The organism is Nitrospirillum goiasense, assembly GCF_034427435.1.
In the GTDB taxonomy this organism is placed as follows: Bacteria; Pseudomonadota; Alphaproteobacteria; order Azospirillales; family Azospirillaceae; genus Nitrospirillum.
This window is the reverse complement of sequence record NZ_JAXQNP010000003.1, coordinates 1,671,317-1,692,419: the sequence shown is the minus strand read 5'-3', so window position 1 is coordinate 1,692,419 and position 21,103 is coordinate 1,671,317. Positions and strand designations below refer to the sequence as shown.

At 67.4% G+C, this 21,103-nt stretch carries 20 protein-coding genes; 12 read left to right on the top strand and 8 right to left on the bottom strand.

Annotation, left to right across the window (positions count from 1 at the left end; genetic code table 11):
* Positions 1-13: 13 nt before the first annotated feature.
* The 3 genes from ULB03_RS21705 to ULB03_RS21695 all read right to left on the bottom strand — a co-directional run bounded on the left by ULB03_RS21705 (position 14) and on the right by ULB03_RS21695 (position 1,644).
* Positions 14-655 carry a Maf family protein gene (locus ULB03_RS21705; protein WP_322485150.1) on the bottom strand — a complete coding sequence of 214 codons (642 nt, stop codon included), beginning with the start codon at positions 653-655 and terminating at the stop codon, positions 14-16.
* 14 nt (positions 656-669) lie between these two features.
* Positions 670-888 carry a translation initiation factor IF-1 gene (gene infA, locus ULB03_RS21700; RefSeq protein WP_044559220.1) on the bottom strand — a complete coding sequence of 73 codons (219 nt, stop codon included), beginning with the start codon at positions 886-888 and terminating at the stop codon, positions 670-672.
* Between the two features lie 189 nt (positions 889-1,077).
* Positions 1,078-1,644: a thermonuclease family protein gene (locus tag ULB03_RS21695; RefSeq protein ID WP_322485149.1), complete on the bottom strand. Its 567-nt coding sequence runs from the start codon at positions 1,642-1,644 to the stop codon at positions 1,078-1,080.
* Positions 1,645-1,980: 336 nt separating this feature from the next.
* On the opposite strand from ULB03_RS21695, the gene ULB03_RS21690 reads away from it, so the two are divergent.
* From ULB03_RS21690 to ULB03_RS21655, 8 genes are all read left to right on the top strand, one after another.
* On the top strand, positions 1,981-2,322 hold the full coding sequence (locus ULB03_RS21690; RefSeq protein WP_322485148.1) for a hypothetical protein: 342 nt from the start codon (positions 1,981-1,983) through the stop codon (positions 2,320-2,322).
* Positions 2,238-2,780 carry a 3'(2'),5'-bisphosphate nucleotidase CysQ family protein gene (locus ULB03_RS21685; protein ID WP_322485147.1) on the top strand — a complete coding sequence of 181 codons (543 nt, stop codon included), beginning with the start codon at positions 2,238-2,240 and terminating at the stop codon, positions 2,778-2,780. The genes ULB03_RS21690 and ULB03_RS21685 overlap by 85 nt, the downstream gene beginning before the upstream one ends.
* A gap of 128 nt (positions 2,781-2,908) precedes the next feature.
* Complete coding sequence (locus ULB03_RS21680) at positions 2,909-4,225, top strand: cyclopropane-fatty-acyl-phospholipid synthase family protein (protein ID WP_322485146.1); 1,317 nt, start codon at positions 2,909-2,911, stop codon at positions 4,223-4,225.
* A gap of 155 nt (positions 4,226-4,380) precedes the next feature.
* Positions 4,381-5,883, top strand: coding sequence for a replicative DNA helicase (locus ULB03_RS21675; RefSeq protein WP_322485145.1), 1,503 nt, complete (start codon positions 4,381-4,383; stop codon positions 5,881-5,883).
* 19 nt (positions 5,884-5,902) lie between these two features.
* Positions 5,903-7,042, top strand: coding sequence for an alanine racemase (gene alr / locus ULB03_RS21670; protein WP_322485144.1), 1,140 nt, complete (start codon positions 5,903-5,905; stop codon positions 7,040-7,042).
* 87 nt (positions 7,043-7,129) lie between these two features.
* Positions 7,130-7,900 carry an MlaE family ABC transporter permease gene (locus ULB03_RS21665; RefSeq protein ID WP_322485143.1) on the top strand — a complete coding sequence of 257 codons (771 nt, stop codon included), beginning with the start codon at positions 7,130-7,132 and terminating at the stop codon, positions 7,898-7,900.
* A complete protein-coding gene (locus ULB03_RS21660; protein ID WP_322485142.1) occupies positions 7,897-8,676 on the top strand; it encodes an ABC transporter ATP-binding protein in 780 nt (259 codons plus the stop codon). The genes ULB03_RS21665 and ULB03_RS21660 overlap by 4 nt, the downstream gene beginning before the upstream one ends.
* A gap of 162 nt (positions 8,677-8,838) precedes the next feature.
* Positions 8,839-9,639: an alpha/beta hydrolase gene (locus ULB03_RS21655; protein ID WP_322485141.1), complete on the top strand. Its 801-nt coding sequence runs from the start codon at positions 8,839-8,841 to the stop codon at positions 9,637-9,639.
* A gap of 25 nt (positions 9,640-9,664) precedes the next feature.
* Here the strand turns inward: ULB03_RS21655 and ULB03_RS21650 are convergent, their stop codons facing one another.
* A complete protein-coding gene (locus ULB03_RS21650; RefSeq protein ID WP_322485140.1) occupies positions 9,665-10,915 on the bottom strand; it encodes an amidohydrolase family protein in 1,251 nt (416 codons plus the stop codon).
* Positions 10,916-11,290: 375 nt separating this feature from the next.
* On the opposite strand from ULB03_RS21650, the gene radA reads away from it, so the two are divergent.
* The 3 genes from radA (at position 11,291) to purF (ending at position 14,940) form a co-directional block, all read left to right on the top strand.
* On the top strand, positions 11,291-12,718 hold the full coding sequence (radA, locus tag ULB03_RS21645; RefSeq protein WP_322485139.1) for a DNA repair protein RadA: 1,428 nt from the start codon (positions 11,291-11,293) through the stop codon (positions 12,716-12,718).
* Positions 12,719-12,724: 6 nt separating this feature from the next.
* Positions 12,725-13,423: a CvpA family protein gene (locus ULB03_RS21640; RefSeq protein WP_322485138.1), complete on the top strand. Its 699-nt coding sequence runs from the start codon at positions 12,725-12,727 to the stop codon at positions 13,421-13,423.
* 62 nt (positions 13,424-13,485) lie between these two features.
* Positions 13,486-14,940: an amidophosphoribosyltransferase gene (gene purF, locus ULB03_RS21635; RefSeq protein WP_322485137.1), complete on the top strand. Its 1,455-nt coding sequence runs from the start codon at positions 13,486-13,488 to the stop codon at positions 14,938-14,940.
* Positions 14,941-15,102: 162 nt separating this feature from the next.
* On the opposite strand, the gene ULB03_RS21630 is transcribed toward purF, so the two are convergent.
* Positions 15,103-15,579, bottom strand: a complete 477-nt coding sequence (locus ULB03_RS21630; protein ID WP_322485136.1) for a hypothetical protein — start codon at positions 15,577-15,579, stop codon at positions 15,103-15,105.
* Between the two features lie 550 nt (positions 15,580-16,129).
* Here ULB03_RS21630 and ULB03_RS21625 point away from each other — a divergent pair.
* Positions 16,130-16,513 carry a hypothetical protein gene (locus ULB03_RS21625; RefSeq protein WP_322485135.1) on the top strand — a complete coding sequence of 128 codons (384 nt, stop codon included), beginning with the start codon at positions 16,130-16,132 and terminating at the stop codon, positions 16,511-16,513.
* Between the two features lie 5 nt (positions 16,514-16,518).
* On the opposite strand, the gene ULB03_RS21620 is transcribed toward ULB03_RS21625, so the two are convergent.
* The 3 genes from ULB03_RS21620 to ULB03_RS21610 all read right to left on the bottom strand — a co-directional run bounded on the left by ULB03_RS21620 (position 16,519) and on the right by ULB03_RS21610 (position 21,091).
* Positions 16,519-17,160 carry a hypothetical protein gene (locus tag ULB03_RS21620; RefSeq protein WP_322485134.1) on the bottom strand — a complete coding sequence of 214 codons (642 nt, stop codon included), beginning with the start codon at positions 17,158-17,160 and terminating at the stop codon, positions 16,519-16,521.
* A gap of 176 nt (positions 17,161-17,336) precedes the next feature.
* Entirely contained in the window at positions 17,337-18,872 is a 1,536-nt protein-coding gene (locus tag ULB03_RS21615; RefSeq protein ID WP_322485133.1) for a Ppx/GppA family phosphatase, read from the bottom strand.
* A 32-nt stretch (positions 18,873-18,904) separates the two neighbouring features.
* On the bottom strand, positions 18,905-21,091 hold the full coding sequence (locus ULB03_RS21610) for an RNA degradosome polyphosphate kinase (RefSeq protein WP_322485132.1): 2,187 nt from the start codon (positions 21,089-21,091) through the stop codon (positions 18,905-18,907).
* Positions 21,092-21,103 lie beyond the last annotated feature (12 nt).

The following is a 21,103-nucleotide window of genomic DNA, read 5'->3' as shown; positions in this document are numbered from 1 at the left end:
CAGGGCCGGCCCGTCAGGCGGCCACGGGGGACACGGCCAGCGGGTCTATCCCAGCGGCGCGCAGCATGGCCGCCGTCTCGAACAGGGACAGCCCCACGACATTGCTGTGGGAGCCCACCAGCCCCCGGGAGAACAGGGCGGCACGCCCCTGGATGGCATAGCCGCCGGCCTTGCCCACGCCCTCGCCACAGGCGACGTAGGCGTCGATCTCGGCCCGGCTGAGCTTTTTGAACAACACGGCGGTCTGCACCAGGCGGGTGCGCACCTTGCCCGTGGCGTCCACCACGCAGAGGCCGCCGAAGACACGGTGCCGCCGCCCCGACAGCAGCGCCAGGCATTGGCGCACATCATCGGCGCTTTCCGCCTTGGGCAGGATACGGCGGCCACAGCCCACCACCGTATCGGCGGCCAGCACGACGGCGCCGGGGCTGCGGGCGGCCACCACCGCCGCCTTGGCCTTCGCCAGGCGCAGGGCGTGATGGGCCGGCAGCTCATCGGCCAGCGGGGTCTCGTCAATGTCGGCCGGGTCGATACCCGCCGGCGTCACCCCGATCTGGGCGAGCAGTTCCCGGCGGCGCGGGGAGCTGGACGCCAGCACCAGCGGCGGGATCCGCCACGGCGCTTGCCCCGTCCCGTCCGCTTGCACACGCACCATGGGGTACCGTCCGCTTACTTGAAGCGGAAGGTGATGCGACCCTTGGTCAGGTCATAGGGCGTCATTTCGACGTTGACCCGGTCACCGGCCAGCACGCGGATGCGGTTCTTGCGCATCTTGCCCGAGGTGTGGGCCAGCACTTCGTGTTCGTTATCGAGCTTAACGCGGAACATCGCGTTCGGCAGCAGTTCGGTCACCGTGCCGGAAAACTCGATCAAATCCTCCTTCGACATAACTTCCTTTCAGGAAAAAACGGGTGGATTGCGGGATGCGCGCAATTTCGGCGACATAGGTGATGGCCCGAACGGTCGCGGTCAAGTGTTTTCCAGGCGCCTGGGGGAAGGGCCGGCATGTTTGCATGGCACTGTGTCCCGCCCAACGCTCCCCTAAGGGGCGGGTCCGCGACAACGATGTGGGTGGCCTCATGGCTGGCCGCTGGGCTTTTTCTTGGGCTTGCCGGTGGCGTCCGCCTCCAATGCCGCCTGCCGATCGCGCCACAGCCAGGGGGGCTCCACCCGGCCGCCCCACATGCCGGCGCGGTGGCTCATGGCCAGGACCTGGACACTGTAATAGTCCGGCGCCAGGGCGGTGTAGGCCAAGGCCCATCCGGCGCGCACCATGATGCCAGCGACGTCCCGCCCCTCCACCGTGCAGACGCCCAGGCGGCGCTGCTTGGGCGGGCTTTCCTTGGTGGTACAGCGCACGATCTTGTCCTGGACGACGGCCTGCAATTCCTTCGTCGCCTGGGCGAAGCAATCATAGTTGGCGCCCCGCCGGTTTTGGCAGGTCTGGCCGGGGTCGGGCGCATCGATGCCGTACAGCTTGATCTCCCCGCCATCCACCAGCAGCGTGTCCCCCTCCGTCGCCTGAGCGTGCCCTTCGATCACGTCCCCGCCCCCGCCCACCGGCGGCGGTGGGGCGGCCAGGGCCGTTCCCCCGGCCAGGACGGCGCATAGCGGGAGCAGGATGTGGAGGAAGCGGGGCGGCATCGGTCTCATCATGGGCGGAGTATAGCATTTCCTTTCCCACTGGTCCGTCCCCGAAGGTCCGTCCACACTGCCCCCGGCCCATTGGCCCCGCCCCATTGGCCCCGCCCCATTGGCCCTGCCCCATTGTGCGGGTTGCGGGATGGCGAGAGCCCGCCCATTATCGCGCCCCTTGACCCTTATTCCGCCACTCAAGCGGAATGAGGGAAGCGGGTCCGGACTGACGCGCATGAGAGCCGCGCGCGTCCAAGCGGACCTGGACTGTTGCTGAGCCGGGGGCGGATGCACTATGCCGTCCGCCGACCCTTCCACCCCTGACTACATAGATAGGCTGGACCCATGATCATCGCCGCCGTCCTCGCCCGTATGGACCTTGTTGCCCTGCTGGACGATGTCGCGGCGCTGGCGGTGGAGGCCGGGCATGCCACCCTACCGTTCTACGAAGGCGACGACGGCGCCACGTCCAAGGCCGACGGAAGCCCCGTCACCCTGGCCGACCATGCCGCCGAGGCAATCATCCTGCCCGGCTTGGCACGGCTGACGCCCGCCATCCCCGCCGTGTCGGAAGAGGCGGCGGAGCGGGGGAGATCCCGGCCGTGGCCGCGCGCCAGCCCTTCTGGCTGGTGGACCCCCTGGACGGCACCAAGGAATTCATCAAGCGCAATGGCGAGTTCACGGTGAACATCGCGCTGGTGGACCAGGGCCAGCCGGTGCTGGGCGCGGTGTACGCCCCGGCCAGCGGCGAGTTGTTCGCCGGCGTGCTGGCGCCCAAGCCCCTGGCCTGGCGCCAGCGCAACGGCGCCGGGCGGGAGGCCATCGCCTGCCGGCCGCAGCCCCGCGCCGGCGTGACCGTCGTCTCCTCCCGCTCCCACGCCAACGACGCGGCGCTGGCGGATTATCTCAAGGCCTATTCGGTGGCCGAGACGCTGGCCTGCGGCAGTTCGGTCAAGTTCTGCCGCATCGCCGAGGGCGTCGCCGACCTCTATCCCCGCTTCGGCCCCACCTGCGAGTGGGATACGGCCGCCGGTCACGCCGTGCTGCTGGCCGCCGGCGGCGGCATGACCACCCCCGAGGGCGACCCCTTCCGCTACGGCAAGGCGGGGTTCCGTAACGGCCCCTTCATCGCCCACGGGAAGTAAGACGCCCGAAAGGGCAACCCCTGCCCTTTTGCGTAAATCTTAGAGCTAATAGACCCCTTGGCTCCCTGCTCCCAGACTACCTACATGTCTTTGATATGCAGGTGATTTGAGACGAGGGAGCCTTCGGCATGCTCTTGGCCAGCCTGTTCCGGTCCCTGATCAAGACCGGTCATATGACCCTGATCGACGCCTATCAGCGCCGCTACGAATTCGGCCGCCGCGACCCGGACGCGCTGCCGGGCGGGCTCAGCCCCGGCGGCACCGTGGATGGCGGCCCGTCCGCCTACGGCCCCATCACCATGCGGATCACCGACCCGGCCCTGCACTGGAAGCTGGCCCTGGCGCCGCGCCTGTACGCGGGCGAGGCCTATATGGACGGCACGCTGGTGATGGAGGAGGGCAGCATCTACGACCTGCTGGCCCTGGTCACCCGCAACAGCGGCTGGCAGCACATCGGCTGGCCCGACCATCTGATGGGTCCCATCGAGACCCTCACCCGCTACGCCCAGCAGTTCAACCCGGCGCACCGGTCCAAGGCCAACGTCGCCCACCATTACGACCTCTCGGGCAAGCTCTACGCCCTGTTCCTGGACAGCGACCGCCAATATTCCTGCGCCTATTTCCCGACGCCGGAAACGACGTTGGAAGAGGCGCAGAGCCTGAAGAAGCGCCATATCATCGCCAAGCTGCGCCTGGAACCCGGCCATAAGGTGCTGGACATCGGCTGCGGCTGGGGCGGCATGGCGCTGGAGATCGCCCGCCAGGTTCCCGACGCCCGGATCATGGGCATCACCCTGTCTGAGGAACAGTTGGCGGTGGCCCGGCAGCGCGCGGCCGATGAGGGCGTGGCCGACCGCGTGCGGTTCGAGCTGGTGGATTACCGCCACCTGGCGGCCCAGGGCTATGCCGGGCATTTCGACCGCATCGTCTCGGTCGGCATGTTCGAGCATGTGGGCCTGCCCCACTACCCTGAATATTTCGCGGCGGTGCGCGACCTGATGACGCCCGAAGGGGTGGCCCTGATCCATTCCATCGGCAGGCTGGACGGGCCGGGGGCCACCAACCCATGGATTCGCAAGTACATTTTCCCCGGCGGCTATGTTCCCGCCCTGTCGGAGGTGATGCCGGCGGTGGAGAAGGCGCGCGTCGTCACCACCGATATCGAGATCCTGCGCCTGCATTACGCCGAAACCCTGCGCGCCTGGCGTCACCGCTTCATGGCCCGCGCCGACGAGGCCGCCGCCCTGTATGACGACCGCTTCGTCCGCATGTGGGAATTCTACCTGGCGGGGTCGGAGTGCGCGTTCCGCTATCAGGGGCACATGGTGTTCCAAATCCAACTGTCGAACGCGCTGGCGACGGTGCCCCTGACCCGCGATTATATCCACAGGGCGGAGGAGGCGATGGCCCCCCGCTCCCGCAGCCCGGCGATGGTGGCGGAATAGCGGGAAATCAAGCCTTAAGGGCGGGGCCTGCCGGCGCGGCCCCGCCCTTATCCCCGCGTTTATCCCCCTGTGGATAAAATCCATCCGCATGTTGCACTTGCCGTGGCCGCAGCGTCCGGCTATGCCATGCCTCCCCCGCTGTTAAACTCATGCCCATGGACACCAAGTTGACCGACCCGGCCGCCTCCACCGGTGCGTTGCCCTACCGCACGCCGCCCCATAACCTGGAGGCGGAACAGGCGCTGCTGGGCGCCGCCCTGGTCAACAACAAGGCCCTGGAAAAGGTGGCCGAGTTCCTGCGGCCGGAGCACTTCTTCGACCCGGCCAACGGCCGCGTCTTCGCCGCCATCGCCAAGCTGGTGGAGCGCGGCCAGATCGCCAGCCCGCTGACGCTGAAGGCTTATTTCGAGCAGGATGCCGACCTGAAGGAGATCGGCGGCACCGAGTACCTGGCCCGCCTGGCCGCCGGTGTCGTCACCGTCAGCAACGCGGAGGACTACGGCCGCATCATCCACGACGCCTACCTGCGCCGGCAGTTGATCGACGTGGGCGAGGACATGGTCAACGCCGCGTACAAACACGACCTGGACGTGGTCGCCACCGACCAGATTGAGGAGGCGGAGAAGCGGCTGTTCGACCTCGCCTCCACCGGTGACGCCCAGGGCGGCTTCGTCCCGTTCGAACGGTCGCTGAAGGCCGCCATCGAAATGGCGGAGGCGGCATACAAGCGGTCCAGCCATGTCACCGGCGTCACCACCGGCCTGCGCGACCTGGACGGCAAGCTGGGCGGCCTGCATCCGTCCGACCTCATCATCCTGGCCGGCCGCCCCTCGATGGGTAAGACGGCGCTGGCCACCAACATCGCCTTCAACGCCGCGCGCGCCCATATGAAGAGCAGCGGCAAGGAGGGGGCGCCCGTTGGCTTCTTCTCCCTGGAAATGTCGGCGGAACAGCTGGCCACCCGTATCCTGGCCGATGAGGCCGAGGTCAGCGGCGACAAGATCCGCCGTGGCGAAATCCACGGCAGCGACTTCCCCCGCTTCATCGAGGCCAGCAACTATATCTCCAAGGTGCCGTTCTTCGTGGACGACACCCCTGCCCTGTCCATCACCGCTGTGCGCACCCGCGCCCGCCGGCTGAAGCGCACCCACGGCCTGGGCATGATCGTGGTCGACTATCTGCAGCTGCTGCGCGGCGGCGGCATCAGCAAGACCGACAACCGCGTGCAGGAAATCTCCGAGATCACCCGCGGCCTCAAGGCCATCGCCAAGGAACTGGACCTGCCGGTGATCGCCCTGTCGCAGCTGTCGCGACAGGTGGAAAACCGCGAGGACAAGCGCCCGCAGCTCTCGGACCTGCGTGAATCCGGCTCCATCGAGCAGGACGCCGACGTGGTCATGTTCGTCTACCGCGAACAGTACTACCTGGAACGCGCCGAACCCTCCCGCCGCCCGGAAGAAGCGGAAGACAAGTTCAACGACCGCTACCAGCGCTGGCAGCAGCGGCTGGAAGAGGTGCACGATACCGCCGAGGCCATCATCGCCAAGCAGCGTCACGGCCCCGTGGGCACCGTGCGCCTGCACTTCCACGGCGAATTCACCCGCTTCTCCGACCTCGACACCCACCATGCCCTGGCGGGCGCGGGCGACGATTACTGAGGAATCAGGCGTGTCGCCCATGGGATTCCTAGATCAGGTGCCGGCCGGTGCCGGCGCCGTATTGGCCATCGACCTGGAAGCCATCGCCGGCAACTGGCGGTCCTTGCGCGACCATGCCCAGCGGGCGGGCCGGGTGGTGGAATGCGCCGGCGTGGTCAAGGCCGACGGCTATGGCCTGGGCGCCGTTGCCGTGGCGCGCGCGCTGCTGAAGGCCGGGTGCCGGACCTTTTTCGTCGCCGACCTGGAGGAGGCCGCGGCCCTGCGCGCCGCCCTGCCCCCGGGCACCGGCCCTGACGCCCGCATCCTGGTCCTGCACGGCCCGACGCCGGGCACGGAGCGGGAACTGGCCGCCCTGGGCCTGATACCGGTCCTGAACAGCCTGGACGATATCGACCGCTGGCGCGCCCTGGGGAGAGAGCTGGACCGCGCATTGCCCGCCGTCATCCACATCGACACCGGCATGAACCGCCTGGGACTGGATGATGGCGACGTCCGGCGCCTGGTCGGCGACACGGCCCGGCTGTCCGGCATCGCCCTGGCGGGCTGGATGAGCCACCTGGCCAGCGCCGACGTGGCGGGTGACGGCCTGAATGCCGAGCAGGACGCCCGGTTCCGGGACCATCTGGCCCGCCTGCCCGCGGCACCGGCCAGCCTTGCGGCCTCCTCCGGCATCTTCCGTGAGGCGTCGCTGCTGCACGACATGGTGCGGCCGGGTGCCGCGCTGTATGGGGTGAATCCGACGCCGGAGGCCCCCAACCCCATGAGCCCGGCGCTGCGGCTGCTGGGGCGGGTCCTGCAGGTCCGCGACGTGCCGGCGGGCACCACCGTGGGATACGGCGCCACCTATCGCACCCGGGCGCCGGCCCGGCTGGCCACCATCGCCGTAGGTTATGCCGACGGCTATTTCCGCGCCCTGGGCTCATCCGGCCATGTCACCATCGCCGGCGTGCGGGCCCTGGTGGTCGGCCGCATTTCCATGGATTTGCTGAGCGTGGATGCCAGCGACGTGCCGCCCGCCGCCCTGGTTCCCGGCGTCTTCGCTGAGCTGATCGGGCCCGACCGGCCGCTGGATGACGTGGCGGCCGACGCGGGAACGATAGGCTATGAGATCCTAACAGGGCTTGGCCGGAGGTTTTGCCGCGTGTATCAGGGGGCGTGACCTTTTGCGGCGCACCCGGATGTGGAGCCGTTGGGCACGTCAGCGGTTGGTATGATAAGTCCCTTGAATGACTGAGGAGCGGAGCGGATGGGGTTCTTGAGCGGGATCGGCCGGGCCACCCTGGTGTTCCTGGCCGCAACCGGGCGGCTGGCCCTGTTCACGGCGCGCGCCTTGTCGCATTGCGTCCGTCCCCCCTTCTATCCCCGCCTGCTGCTGCAGCAGATGCGGGAGATCGGCTATAACAGCCTGCCGGTGGTGGGCCTGACCGCCCTGTTCACCGGCATGGTGCTGGCGCTGCAGAGCTACACGGGCTTCGCCCGGTTCAACGCATCCAGCGCCATCGCCACCGTGGTGGTGCTGTCCATCACCCGTGAGCTGGGGCCGGTCATGGCCGGGCTGATGGTGGCGGGCCGCGTGGGTGCGGCCATGGCGGCCGAGATCGGCACCATGCGTGTGACGGAACAGGTCGACGCGCTGACCACCCTGTCCACCAACCCGTTCAAATACCTGGTGGCGCCCCGCCTGCTGGCGGGCACGCTGATGCTGCCCTGCCTGGTGCTGGTGGCCGACATCATCGGCGTCTTCGGCGGCTACGTCGTCAGCATCTACCGCCTGGGCTTCAACCCCGCCGCCTACCTGACCAGCACGGCCCAGTACCTTGAGACCATCGACGTGGTCTCGGGCCTGGCGAAGGCGGCGGCCTTCGGTTTCATCATCGCGCTGATGGGCTGCTACAACGGCTACCATTCCAAGGGCGGCGCCCAGGGCGTGGGTGCGGCCACCACGCACGCCGTGGTTTCCGCCTCCATCATGATCCTGATGATCAACTATCTGCTGACGGGGCTGTTCTTCTCATGAGCACCGCGACCCCCAAAATCGAGCTGGTTGGCGTCAAGAAGGCCTTCGGCCCCAAGAAGGTGCTGGACGGCGTGGACCTCAGCGTCGCCAAGGGCGAGTCCTTCGTCATCATCGGCGGGTCGGGCACCGGCAAGTCGGTGATGCTGAAATCCATCCTGGGCCTGCTGCGCCCGGATGCCGGCACCATCAAGGTCGATGGCGAGGAGACCACCCACATCGGCGGCCGCGCCCGCGACCGGGTCATGACCAAGTTCGGCATGCTGTTCCAGGGCGGCGCCCTGTTCGACAGCCTGCCCGTCTGGCAGAACGTGGCCTTCGGCCTGATCCAGGGCCAGGGCATGAAGCGGTCGCAGGCACGCGAGATCGCCATCGAGAAGCTGGCCGCGGTGGGCCTTGGCCCGGACGTGGCCAACCTGTCCCCGGCGGAATTGTCAGGCGGCATGCAAAAGCGCGTGAGCCTGGCCCGCGCCATCGCCACCACCCCGGAAATCATCTTCTTCGACGAGCCGACGACGGGTCTGGACCCCATCATGGCCGACGTCATCAACGACCTGATCGTGAAGTGTGTGCGCGACCTGGGCGCCACCGCGCTGACCATCACCCACGATATGGCCAGCGCCCGCAAAATCTCCGACCGCATCGGCATGCTGTACCAGGGCAAGCTGATCTGGCAGGGGCCGACGGACGCCATCGACAACAGCGGCAACGCTTACGTCGACCAGTTCATCCACGGCCGCGCCGACGGCCCGATCCAGATGCAGGTCAAGCTGGGGTAAGGCCGCCACCGCAAAGGACAGTCGCGCATGGGCCGTCGCGCCTTGCTGATCCTTGGCTTGTTGTCCTTGATCGCGGGTCCCCAGGGTCCCGCGTGGGCGTCCGTCTGGCAGCCCACCCCGGGCCACGCGCAGATTCCCCTCTGGCCGGGGACGGCCCCGGGCATGCCGGCCTCCATGGCACCGGAGATGATGCGCACGGACGGTAACGTGGTGGTGGTGGAAAACGTCTCCCGCCCCACCATGACGGTCTACGCGCCCAAAGGGCCGAACACGGGCGCGGCCGTCATCGTTTTCCCCGGCGGGGGCTACAAGATCCTGGCCATGGACCTGGAAGGCACGGAGATCTGCGACTGGCTGACAGGCCGGGGCATTACCTGCGTCCTGCTGAAATACCGCGTACCGCATTCGGGGCCCTATTGGGACGGCCTATGCCATTGCCATGTCGTTCCCCCGGTGCCGATGGCCTTGCAGGACGCCCAGCGGGCTGTGAGCCTGGTCCGCCACCATGCCGCGGAATGGCAGGTCGATCCGCACAAGATCGGTGTCATCGGCTTTTCCGCGGGCGGGCACATGGTCGCCGCCGTCAGCACCCATTTCCGCGACAGGGCCTATACCGCCGTGGACGCGGCGGACATGGAAAGCAGCCGTCCGGATTTCGCCATCGCGATGTATCCCGGCCATCTGTCCGAGGCGGAGAACACCATCGCGCTCAATCCAGACATTGACCGCCACATCTCGCGCGACACGCCCCCGACCTTCCTGTTGCAGAACGAGGATGACCATGTGGACAGGGTCGAGGACGCGCTGAGCTACTACATGGCGCTGAAGAAGGCGGGCGTGCCGGTGGAGTTGCACTCCTACGCCCTGGGTGGCCACGCCTTCGGACTGCGGCCGACGGCGTCCGCCGTATCGGCGTGGCCGCGTCTGGTGGAAACCTGGCTGCACGGCCTGGGGATCATCTAGACCAGAGGCCCCCGTCCCCCACCGCTTAGTCGACGTCGCCCGCCTCATCCGGTGCAATGGGCTGGAAGTCCGCACGGTTGTAGCGATGGCCCCGCTTCACCGTGTAGACGACGCTCCGCAGGTTGGCGATGTCCTGGCTCGGATCCTGGGCCACGAACACGAGGTTGGCCAGTTTGCCCGCCGTCACCGTGCCCATGCGCTGCTCCATGTCCAGGACGCGGGCCCCCATCTGGGTGCCGGCCTGGATGGCGGCCAAGGGCGAGAATCCCGCCCGGTGGACCAGGAGTTCCAGTTCCTCATGCAGGGCCGGGTAGGCGTCGGCGGCGGGTGTTTCCCCATCCGTGCCAGCGGAGACGCCTACGCCGGCGTCATGCGCCTGCCGGGTGATGCGCGCCGCCAGCTCACCCAGACAGTAGGAGCCCGGCGGGTTGGGCTTGCCGGCCCAGCGGGCGTCGCCCTCGGCATAGACCCGCAGGGTGGCGTCCAGCATCGTGCCGTGGCGCTTCATGGCCTGGAACAGGCCGGCCATGACGGGATCGGGATTGGCGATGCGCGCCGGGTCCACGGGCGCGCGATCATGGTACTGCGTCGGTTTCACCGGCAGCGCCTGATAGGCCAGCATGCAGGCATGGGACAGCACGTCCACGCCCGCCTCGATCTCCTCCGCCGGGGTGGCCGGAAACACCATGGCGTGGGCCCAGACGCGAAAGCCCTGGGCGTGCGCCTGCCGCGTGATGCCCGCCACCAGGTCGGCCGGCAGGTTGGCGTAGATCTTGACACCGCTGGCGCCGGTGCCCCGCGCCAAGGCCACCGCCAGCTTCAGGTCGGTATCCGGCGTGATGGCCTGCATCCAGGGCACCTGCCCCGCCGTGGCGCCCTGGGCGGATGCCGCGGTGCGCGGGTCCTTGAAGAAGCTGGGGCCGGCCATGAGCGCGGCGTAATGGATGTCCGGCGCCGGGATATCCCCCAGCAGGGCAGCGCGCGCGAGATCGGCCAGGACGCGCGTGTCACCCGCCATGTCCCGTTCCGCCGTGACGCCGCCGTACAGCGCCCGGCGCAGCAGCGCCTCCTCCGCACGGCGGTTGGGCACGGTGGCCAGGTGGACATGGGTGTCGATCAGTCCCGGCAGCACGTAAAGGCCCCGGACATCGATCACCACCGCCCCCGTGGCCAGGCCTGACGGGACCTGCCCCGTGGGCGCCACCAGGGCGATGTCCTGCCCCCGGGTCACGACGTCCATGCCTGCCTGCGGCGCCGCACCGGTGCCGTCGATCACAGTGGCCCCGCGATAAATCACCACCGCGACCGGCGCCGCCCCCCGTCGGCCGCGCGGGCGGGGATCACCCCCGCCGCGCCGGCGAGCAGCGTCAGGATCGTCAAGGCGCGACGCGCCATGGTCATGGTGCTTTTCAAGGCGGAACATCCTGAGGGAAACGGCAGGCGGCGACTGTGGGCGCGGCACCGGCGGCTGTCAATTCGCCGGCCGCCGGCCGCACCATCACGCCACGGGCCGCGCACCATTCTGTCGTGCGTCCGGCGGGGCCCTACCCCCTAAATCTGGTGGCTGTATAACCGGCGCCGGGGTGGCGGTTCGGTCACCCAAGCTGTTATGATACGTCACGCCTCATCACCCCCTCAGGATCGTATTCCCGTGGCCCGAAACACGAACCGCTATGTCTGCCAAAGTTGCGGCACGGCCCATCCCAAATGGAGTGGCCGGTGCGAGGGATGCGGCGCCTGGAACACCCTGGTGGAGGAGGCCGCCCCCGAAGCGGCGCCCCGTGGCCTGGGCACCAAGGTGCAGGGCCGCCGGCTGGAGTTCGTGGAACTGTCCGGCGTGTCGGAGCAGGCGCCCCGGCGCATGACCCACATCCAGGAATTCGACCGGGTGTGCGGCGGCGGCCTGGTGCATGGCTCCGCCCTGCTGGTGGGCGGCGACCCCGGCATCGGGAAGTCCACCCTGCTGCTGCAGGTCATCTGCCGCCTGGCCCAAGGCACGTCCTGCGCCTACATCTCCGGTGAAGAGGCGGTGGACCAGGTGCGCATGCGCGCCCTGCGGCTGGGCCTGGCCTCGGCACCGGTGAATTTGGCGGCCGCGACCAATGTGCGCGACATCGTGGCATCGCTGGACACGGCCGACGGCCCGCGCGTGGCGGTCATCGACAGTATCCAGACCATGTTCGTCGATACGCTGGACAGCGCGCCCGGCACGGTGGCCCAGGTCCGGGCCTCGGCCTCCGAACTGATCCGCGTGGCCAAGCGCCGGGGCATCACCCTGCTGATCGTGGGCCACGTCACCAAGGATGGCCAGATCGCCGGCCCCCGCGTGCTGGAGCACATGGTGGACACCGTGCTGTATTTCGAGGGCGAGCGCGGCCACCAGTTCCGCATCCTGCGCGCGGTGAAGAACCGCTTTGGCGCCACCGATGAGATCGGCGTGTTCGAAATGGCGGAGGACGGCCTGCGCGAGGTCGCCAACCCGTCGGAGATTTTCCTGGCGGAACGGCGCGGCGATGTGACCGGCACCGCCGTCTTCGCCGGGATGGAGGGCACCCGCCCCGTGCTGATGGAGGTGCAGGCCCTGGTGGCGCCGTCGCCCCTGGGCACGCCCCGCCGCGCGGTGGTGGGCTGGGACACGGCGCGCCTGGCCATGGTCATGGCGGTGCTGGAGGCGCGGTGCGGCCTCGCCATCGGCGCCAATGATGTATATTTGAACGTCGCCGGCGGCCTGAAGGTCACGGAACCGGCGGCGGATTTGGCGGTGGCGGCGGCCCTGGTCTCCTCCCTGACGGGGGAGCCGGTGCCGGCCGACGCCGTGGTTTATGGAGAGATCGGGTTGTCGGGGGAAATCCGGGCGGTGAGCCAGAGCGAGACACGGTTGAAGGAGGCGGCGAAGCTGGGCTTCGGCACGGCCCTGGTGCCCACCCGGCGCAAGGGGTCCGGCGGGGACGCCGGCCTGCGGCGCATCGAACTGCACCACCTGTCGGATCTGCTGCCCCTGTTCCAGGCGGCCCCCGCCCAGAAAAGCGCGCCGTCCAAGAACACACCCAAGGCCGTCTCTGGCGGCGGGCGGGGCTGAGGCATCATGGATATCAACGGTTTGAACCCCCTGGACATCGCCGTCGTCGTCATCGTCGTGCTGTCGGCCCTTTTGGCCTTCGCCCGCGGCTTCGTGCGCGAGGTGCTGTCGATCGGCGCCTGGGTCGGGGCTGCCTTGGTCACGCTGTATGCCTTCCCCCTGGTCAAGCCCTTCGTCCGCGCCCATATCGAGCGGCAGATGATTGCCGACGGTGTCGCCATCATCACCCTGTTCGTGGCGGCCTTGCTGGTGCTGCAGATGATCTGCCACACCCTGGCCGGCCGCGTGAGCGACAGCGCCCTGTCGGCTATCGACCGGTCGCTGGGGTTCGGTTTCGGGGTGCTGCGCGGCGCCGTGTTGGTCAGCCTGGGCTATATGCTCATGGGCTATATCTGGCCGGACAACAAGCCGGACTGGTTGCGCGACGCGCGCACCCGGCCGGCGCTGGAGGCCGGGGCGGACATGCTGCGCACCTTGGCGCCGTCCGACCTGCGCCACGAGGGTGAAGGACGAATCGATGCCGCCCGGATGGAAGCCGAGCGGGCCCTGGCCGCCAAGCAGGATTTGGAGCGGCTTCAAACCCCGGCGATCACCCCTGCGGTGAATGCGGGTGCGAAGCCTGGTGAACAGGGCTATAACGACCGCGAACGCACGGGCCTTGATCAGCTGATCGAGAATTCCGTCGACAAGAAGAAGCCGGAATAACCGCTTCTTCGCAACGGACCGCAACGTACCAACCTAGCGCGAAAGGCGCCCGGTGATCGCTCATGCTGACCACGAACCCCTTCGACGACGACAAGTTGCGCGAGGAATGCGGCGTCTTTGGTATCCTGGGTGCCACGGACGCGGCCGCCCTGGTGGCCTTGGGCCTGCACGCCCTGCAGCACCGCGGCCAGGAATTGGCGGGCATCGTCGCCTTTGACGGAGAGCATTTCGGCGTCCACCGCGCGCTGGGCCAGGTCGGCGACAACTTCAGTTCCGAGGCGGTCATGCGCCCGCTGAAGGGCAACGCCGCCATCGGCCATGTGCGCTACGCCACCACCGGCGACACGGCGCTGCGCAACGTGCAGCCGCTGTTCGCGGACTTCGAGTTCGGCGGCTTCGGCCTGGCGCACAACGGCAACCTGACCAACGCCATGACGCTGCGCCGCCAGTTGGTGCGCCGTGGCTGCCTGTTCCAGTCCACCACCGACACCGAAGTCATCGTCCACCTGATGGCGACCGCCCGCGGCGGCAGCGTCATCGACCGCATGGTCGAGGCCCTGCGCCAGGTCGAGGGCGCCTACTCCCTGGTCGCCATGGCCAAGGACCAGATCATCGGCGTGCGCGATCCGCGCGGCGTGCGCCCGCTGGTGCTGGGCATGCTGGGCGACGCGCCGGTCCTGGCGTCGGAAACCTGCGCCCTGGACATCATCGGCGCCGACTTCGTCCGCGACATCGAGCCGGGTGAAATGGTGGTGCTGACCGCCGCCGGCGTGCAGAGTCTGCGCCCCTTCCAGCCGGAAAAGAGCCGCTTCTGCATTTTCGAGTACATCTACTTCGCCCGGCCCGACAGCCTGGTCGAGGGGTCCAGCGTCTACAAGGTGCGCAAGGCCATCGGCGCGCACCTGGCCCAGGAAAGCCATGTGGACGCCGACGTGATCATCCCCGTGCCGGACAGCGGCGTGCCCGCCGCCATCGGCTACGCCGAGCAGAGCGGCATTCCGTTCGAGCTGGGCATCATCCGCAACCACTATGTCGGCCGCACCTTCATCCAGCCGACCGACAAGATCCGCCACCTGGGCGTGAAGCTGAAGCACAACGCCAACCGCCATTATATCCAGGGCAAGCGGGTCATCCTGGTGGATGACAGCATCGTGCGCGGCACCACCTCGGTGAAGATCGTGGAAATGATGCGGGCCGCCGGCGCCAAGGAGGTGCACATGCGCATTTCCAGCCCGCCGACCCGTCATTCCTGCTTCTACGGTATCGACACCCCGGAAAAGGAAAAGCTGCTGGCCCACAAGCTGTCGGTCGAGGAAATGAACCGCTACATCGGGTCCGACAGCCTGGCCTTCATCTCCAACGATGGGCTGTACAAGGCGCTGGGGCATAGCGGCCGTGACACCGGCGGTCCGCAATATTGCGACGCCTGCTTCACCGGCGACTATCCGATCCCGCTGACCGATTATGAAGGCACGCCCGGCGGCGAAGTCGCTTTCCTGGCTGAGCGGCGCGCCTGAGGCCTGTCCCTTCTTTCCACCGTCGTGACGCCCCCGGAAGACGGCCTTCCGGGGGCGTTTCGATTCTCGCGGGATGCTTTCCCGGGGCTTGAGCCATCTGCGTTAAACAGACGCAGATGGCGCGCCCCCGGTCTGTTCGCGACGGCTTGACCTGTTCATGATCTAGCGCCCAGGGTCACTGTCCTCATCTTGCAGAGCCATCTCCAAATGCCAGTCCAATGATATCATGTGCCGGGGCAAGGCATCCCGCCCAGACGCCCAGGCGAAACCTTGCCGCATATCAGAGAAGTGCTGAAGTTCGTATTCCCGGATGTAGACACGGGCCAGATTGATCAAGAACTTTTGACCCGCATTGTAGCTTACGATAGCCACCCTACCTTGGTTATTTTCTTCTTTTCGACTATAAAAACCAGGAATTTGCTTCTTGTTCAGCAGCTTTGACATCCTCTCCAAGGATGAGTGGTGAACATTTCCGATAAATGAGCGCAGATCAACCAGGCAATTCCAGGACGGGTCCACCCTGCCATCTTGGATCAGGCCAGATATATGATCGGCTATTTCATTCCCGTCCACATCGCCACTATAGATGATGCATATCAGACGCAATTTCGGGAAAAGCTGGTAATCAGCCTTGTGCATAAGCCCTGTCCTGCCGCGATAGACAAAAGCTCCGGCTGACTGTCTTGATACGGATTGGACGTTGCGATCAGGTCAGGGAGCTTTATTCTATCAGATCTTAATTAAACTTTTACCTGCGCGGCGTTATCGCTCAGGTGGAAAGCTCGCTTACTTGGATATTGGGGCTAAGCCCATGGAGGATTGCCGGCCGGACAGGCATCGTTAAAGCCCCGGGGATCACCAACACGCACCTGCCCCACGCACGGGGTGGAGTGTGCCTAGACGCCCCTTTTCAACCGCCAAATCCCACCAGAGACGGAACCCGGGCGCCAATCAGCGCCTGGATGCCGGCGCCCTTGTGCGGCCCCCATGACATCAGGAGTGGTCACGGAGTGTTCCGACTGAACGCGAGATTGAACATGGCACGTTTTTTCGTGCCAATGAAGCACAAAATTCCGTGCCATTGGTCGTCCATCGCCGCCCCTGTATCGAGGCTGCGCGCCGCACCATGAGGGGGCTAAAGGATAGGCTGCGCCAGGTTCGTGAATATCTGGGGGAAACCCAGAAAAGCATGTCCGCACGGTTCGACCTGGGGGTGAACACCTGGCAGGGGTATGAACGCCTGGGCAAACTGCCCAAGGGCGAAACCCTGGCCCAGTTGCTGAACCTGGACATTTCGGTGGACTGGCTGCTGACCGGCCACGGCGACATGCATATGACCGGCAACCGCCCCGGACTGGACGCGCACCTTCTGGGACAGATCATTGACGGCGTGCTGACCCTTCAGGCTCAGGACGGGCTGCAAGCCAGTCCGGCGTCCCAGGGACAGTTGATCAGCCGCATCTATGACCGGTTAATCGCCATCCCGGACGAGCGGGAGCGGCGGGGCGCCCTGCGGTATGCGCTGGACCAAGCGCGGGAGGATCTGGCGGAAGCGCCGCCCACCGGGCGGTAGGACGGTCAGGTCGGCGTCGGCTTTACCGCCACGATGGGCGGCAGCACGGTAACGCCCAGGCCCAGCGCCCGCAACGCCGCCTCATCCCGCCGCTGGGCCGGGCCACCGGTCTGGCGCAAGGCGTTGAGGTCGATGCCGTTCGCTTGGCGAACACGGTCGGCCACCGCCTCCGGCGCCTCCGGTCCCGCGCTGAAATCGAAAACCGCCTCGGGCGTCACCAGGCGCTTGGGCGACGCGGCCAGCCACCAGACGCAGGGGCCGGCGCAGGGGCCGTCGATAATGACGGTGATGCCCCTGTCGACGATGGTCTGCGCCAGCTCGGCAGCGGCCTGGGGGTCGCCGCCGCCCTGCGACCAGATGACAAGGGTCTGGGCGTCCAGGGCGGTGATGCGGGCGATGGCGTCCTTCATGACGGCGGTCTTGGCCTCGCCATGGGCGCAAACCAGCTTCTGCCCGCCCACCCCGACACCGGCCCCCTTGGCATTGGGACGATGACCATAGCTCCAGCAATTCAGCACCTGCTGAATGATGGGGTCGGTATCGCCGGGGCGGCCCGGGGGCAGGAAATCGGCCCGCGCCGGCATCATGCCCCCCGCCGCGCTCAGCAGGACACCCAGGACAAGGGCAAGGCGGGTCATGAAGGCCATGGCTGCGATCCGAACAGGGGAAAACGGCGTCAAACTTATACGCGCGGCATTTTAGCGTGCTCGCTCAAATGCCGCCCCGGCGCCCGCAGTCGCGGACGACAGCGGCACCAGTCAACATCTCGTGCCGTTAATATTATATGAGGCCACCGCCGCACTTTCCAACCGAAAGCCAGACCTCACGCGCCGGTGTCGGCCAGCGTCGGGGCCTGCTGGACCACCACCGTGCCCTTGCGGCCCAAGGTCTTGGCGAGCGCATCCAGGCGCCGCTGCACGGCATCACCGTCCAGCATGGCGGCATCCCGCGGCAGCAGCAGGGTCAAGGTATCCGGCGTCAGCCGCAGGGCCGTCCGCTGCAGCAGGGTGGCGGCGCCGCCGGTCAAGGTGTGGGCCAGCCGCAGAGCCAGGCCCACGATCACGGCGCGGCTGAGCTGCGCCTCCGACAGCAGGGTCCGGGTCAGCCCCAGGGGCTGGCCATCGGCCGTACCCGCGTACCGCACGAAGGAGGCCAGCGCCAGGAAGGCCCGCTCCGCATGATCGGCCCCGGCGAAGGGCATGCGCAGCACCCGCAGGTAGGCATGCTCCGCCCGATAGTCCGGGTGCTCCGACCATCCCAGGTCGGACAACAGGCAAGCCGCCGTGCGCAGCCGGGCGGCGGCCTCGTCCTCACCCGCGAACAGGGGGGACGTCCACTGCGTCAGCGTCGCGGCCTCGCCGAAGCGGCCCAGGCGCTCCGCCACCTGGGTGCAGCTGTCAATCAACGGATCGCGCCGGCGCTCCTCCGCCGACAACTGGTCGAACAGGAACCCTTCCCGCAAGCCGTAGGCGGAGAAAACCACGTTGGAGGGCTGGACGGCGCGCAGCAGGCGCTCCATGACCAGCGCCGCCATGGGCAGCGTCTCCAGCCGGCGGCGGGAAACGCCCGGCATCTTTTCCAACGACGCGCGGCTCTGGCGCCCGACCAGGCCGGCGAAATCGGCCATCACCCGGGCGTCGACCACGTAATGGTGGATGATGTGCAGCGGGTGGCCGATCTGCTCCATATGCATCTTGGCCAAGGCGCGCCAGCCGCCCCCCACAGGGTGGAAGTCGCGCCCCCGGCCTTCCAGGGCCCAGGGCAGCTTGGCCAGTTGGGCATCGATCAGCTTGGCGGCCGACCCCGGCTTGCCGTCCACCGCCTCGATCAGGCGCAGGGGGCCCAGCGGCAAGGTGGCCTGGCGACCGATGACGCCCTTGTCCAGGGTCACCAGTTCCAGGCTGCCGCCGCCCAGGTCACCCATCAGGCCATCGGCACCAGGCGTGCCGGACAGCACCCCCATGGCGGATAGCCGCGCCTCCTCCTCCCCCGCCAGCACGGTGACGGGCACGCCGGTCAAGGCCTCCACATCCGCCACGAACTTGGCGCCGTCCTTGGCGTCGCGCACGGCGGCGGTGGCCAGGATGTCCACCCGGCCGACCTGCATGCCCTCGATCAGGCGGCGGAAGCGGGCCAAGTTGGCCAAGGCCAGCTTCACGCCCTCAGGGTGCAACTTACCCGTCTTTTCCACCGACCGGCCCAGCCCGCACATGATCTTCTCATTGAAGATGGCGATGGGCGAGCGCTCCAGGCGATCGTACACCACCACCCGCATGGAGTTGGAACCGATGTCGATGACCGCCAACCGGTCGGAGCCAACATGGCGTTCTGGGGCGGGTCGGTCGAACTTTACGGGCATGGGTATCCGGCGCGGGCTCAAGGCAAAGCGGTTCAGTCGGCGCGTTTGGCGGCCTTGGCGGCCGCCTTCAGCAACAGCTTGGCCGGCCCCTTGGGATCGGTCACCGCGCTGCTGCCCCGCCCCGACAGGCTGGGGTTGGTCATGAAGAACGTATGGGCGTTGAAGGCGCCCAGCGGAGCTTCCACCCGATGATACTCGCCATCGGGGCTCAGCTGCCAGCTTTGCGCCTCGTCCTTCAGGTTCGCGACCATGATTTGATCCATCACCTGGCGATGGCAGGACGGCGTCTCGATGGGCACCAGCGTTTCGATGCGACGGTCCAGGTTACGCGGCATCCAGTCGGCGGAGGAGATGAAGACCTTGGCGCCGGGGTGCGGCAGGCCCACGCCATTGCCGAAGCAGACCACACGGCCATGCTCCAGGTAGCGGCCGACGATGCTCTTCACCCGGATGTTTTCCGACAGGCCCTTGACCCCCGGGCGCAGGCAGCAGATGCCGCGGATGATCATGTCGATGCTGACGCCCTGCTGCGACGCCTCGTACAGCTTGTCGATGATGCGGGCGTCGACCAGGGAGTTCAGCTTCACCCAGATCTGCGCCGGGCGGCCGGCGCGGGCGTGGGCGATCTCGGCGTCGATCAGGCTGACCAGCCGGTCGCGCAGGCCGATGGGGGCGATGGCGATCTTCTCCAACGCCTTGGGCGTGGCGTAGCCGGTCATGTAGTTGAACATGTGGGCCGCGTCATGCACCAGCGCCGGATCGCAGGTGAAGAAGCTGAGGTCGGTGTAAATCTTGGCGGTGATGGGGTGGTAGTTGCCGGTGCCGAAATGAACGTAGGAGCGCAGGCCCTTCTGTTCCCGTCGCACCACCAGCGACACCTTGGCGTGGGTCTTCAGGTCGACGAAACCATAAACCACCTGCACGCCCGCCCGTTCCAGGTCGCGGGCCCAGCGGATGTTGGCCTCTTCATCGAAGCGGGCCTTCAGCTCCACCATGGCGGTGACGCTCTTCCCCGCCTCCGCCGCCTCGATCAGGGCGGCGACGATGGGGGAGTTCTTGGAGGTGCGGTACAGCGTCTGCTTGATGGCCAGGACGGACGGGTCCTGCGCCGCCTGGCGCAGGAACTGCACCACCACGTCGAAGCTCTCGAACGGGTGGTGGACGATGATGTCCTTGTGGCGGATGGCGGCGAAGCAATCACCGCCGAAATCGCGGATGCGCTCCGGGAAGCGGGCGTTGTAGGGCTGGAACAGCAGATCCGGCCGCTCATCGATGATCAGCTGCTTGGTCTCGGCCAGGCCGATCAGGCCGTCCAGGACGAAGACGTCGTCGGTGGGCACATGCAGCTGGCCCGCCAGGAAGTCGCGCAGGTCGCGCGACATGCCGGCGTTGACGCACAACTGGATGACGCTGCCCCGGCGGCGGCGCTTCAGGGCGCTTTCGAAGGTGCGGACCAGGTCTTCCGACTCTTCCTCGATTTCGATGTCGCTGTCGCGCAGCACGCGGAAGAAGCCGTGGCCCTTCAGGGTGAAGGGCGGGAACAGCCGGTCAATGAACAGCAGCACCAGCTCTTCCAGCAGGATGAAGCGCACGTCGCTGCCCGGCAGGCGCACGAAGCGATCCAGCTGCGCCGGCAGCAGCACCAGGGCGTCCAGGTGGATGTTGCGCGCCGGGTCGAACAGCTGGACCGCCAGCGAGAAACCGGAATTGGCGATGAAGGGGAAGGGATGGGCCGGGTCGACGGCGATGGGCGTCAGCACCGGGAAGATGTCGTCCAGGAACTTCGCTTCCAGCCAATCTGTTTCGGACGGCGTCAGCTCGGTGGGATCGATGGCGGCGATGCCGGCCTTGGCCAGGTCGGCGCGCATCATCAGCCAGCAGGCCTGCTGTTCACGCATCAGTTCCGCGGCGCGGGCGTTGATGGCCGCCAACTGCTGCGCCGGCGTCAGGTTGTCGTCGGACGGGGTGGCCACCCCGGCGGTCACCTGCGCCTTCAGCGCCGCGACGCGGACGGTATAGAACTCATCCAGGTTGCTGGCGGAAATGGACAGGAAGCGCAGCCGCTCCAGCAGCGGGTGGTGGGCGTTGTACGCCTCTTCCAAGACGCGCTGGTTGAAGGCCAGCCACGACAGTTCGCGATTGATGAACCGATCCGGCGACGTCATATCGAAGGGGGCCGGATCAACTTCGCGGGTCGGGGTTTCCACCGCCGTGGACATGGTCGCCTCATT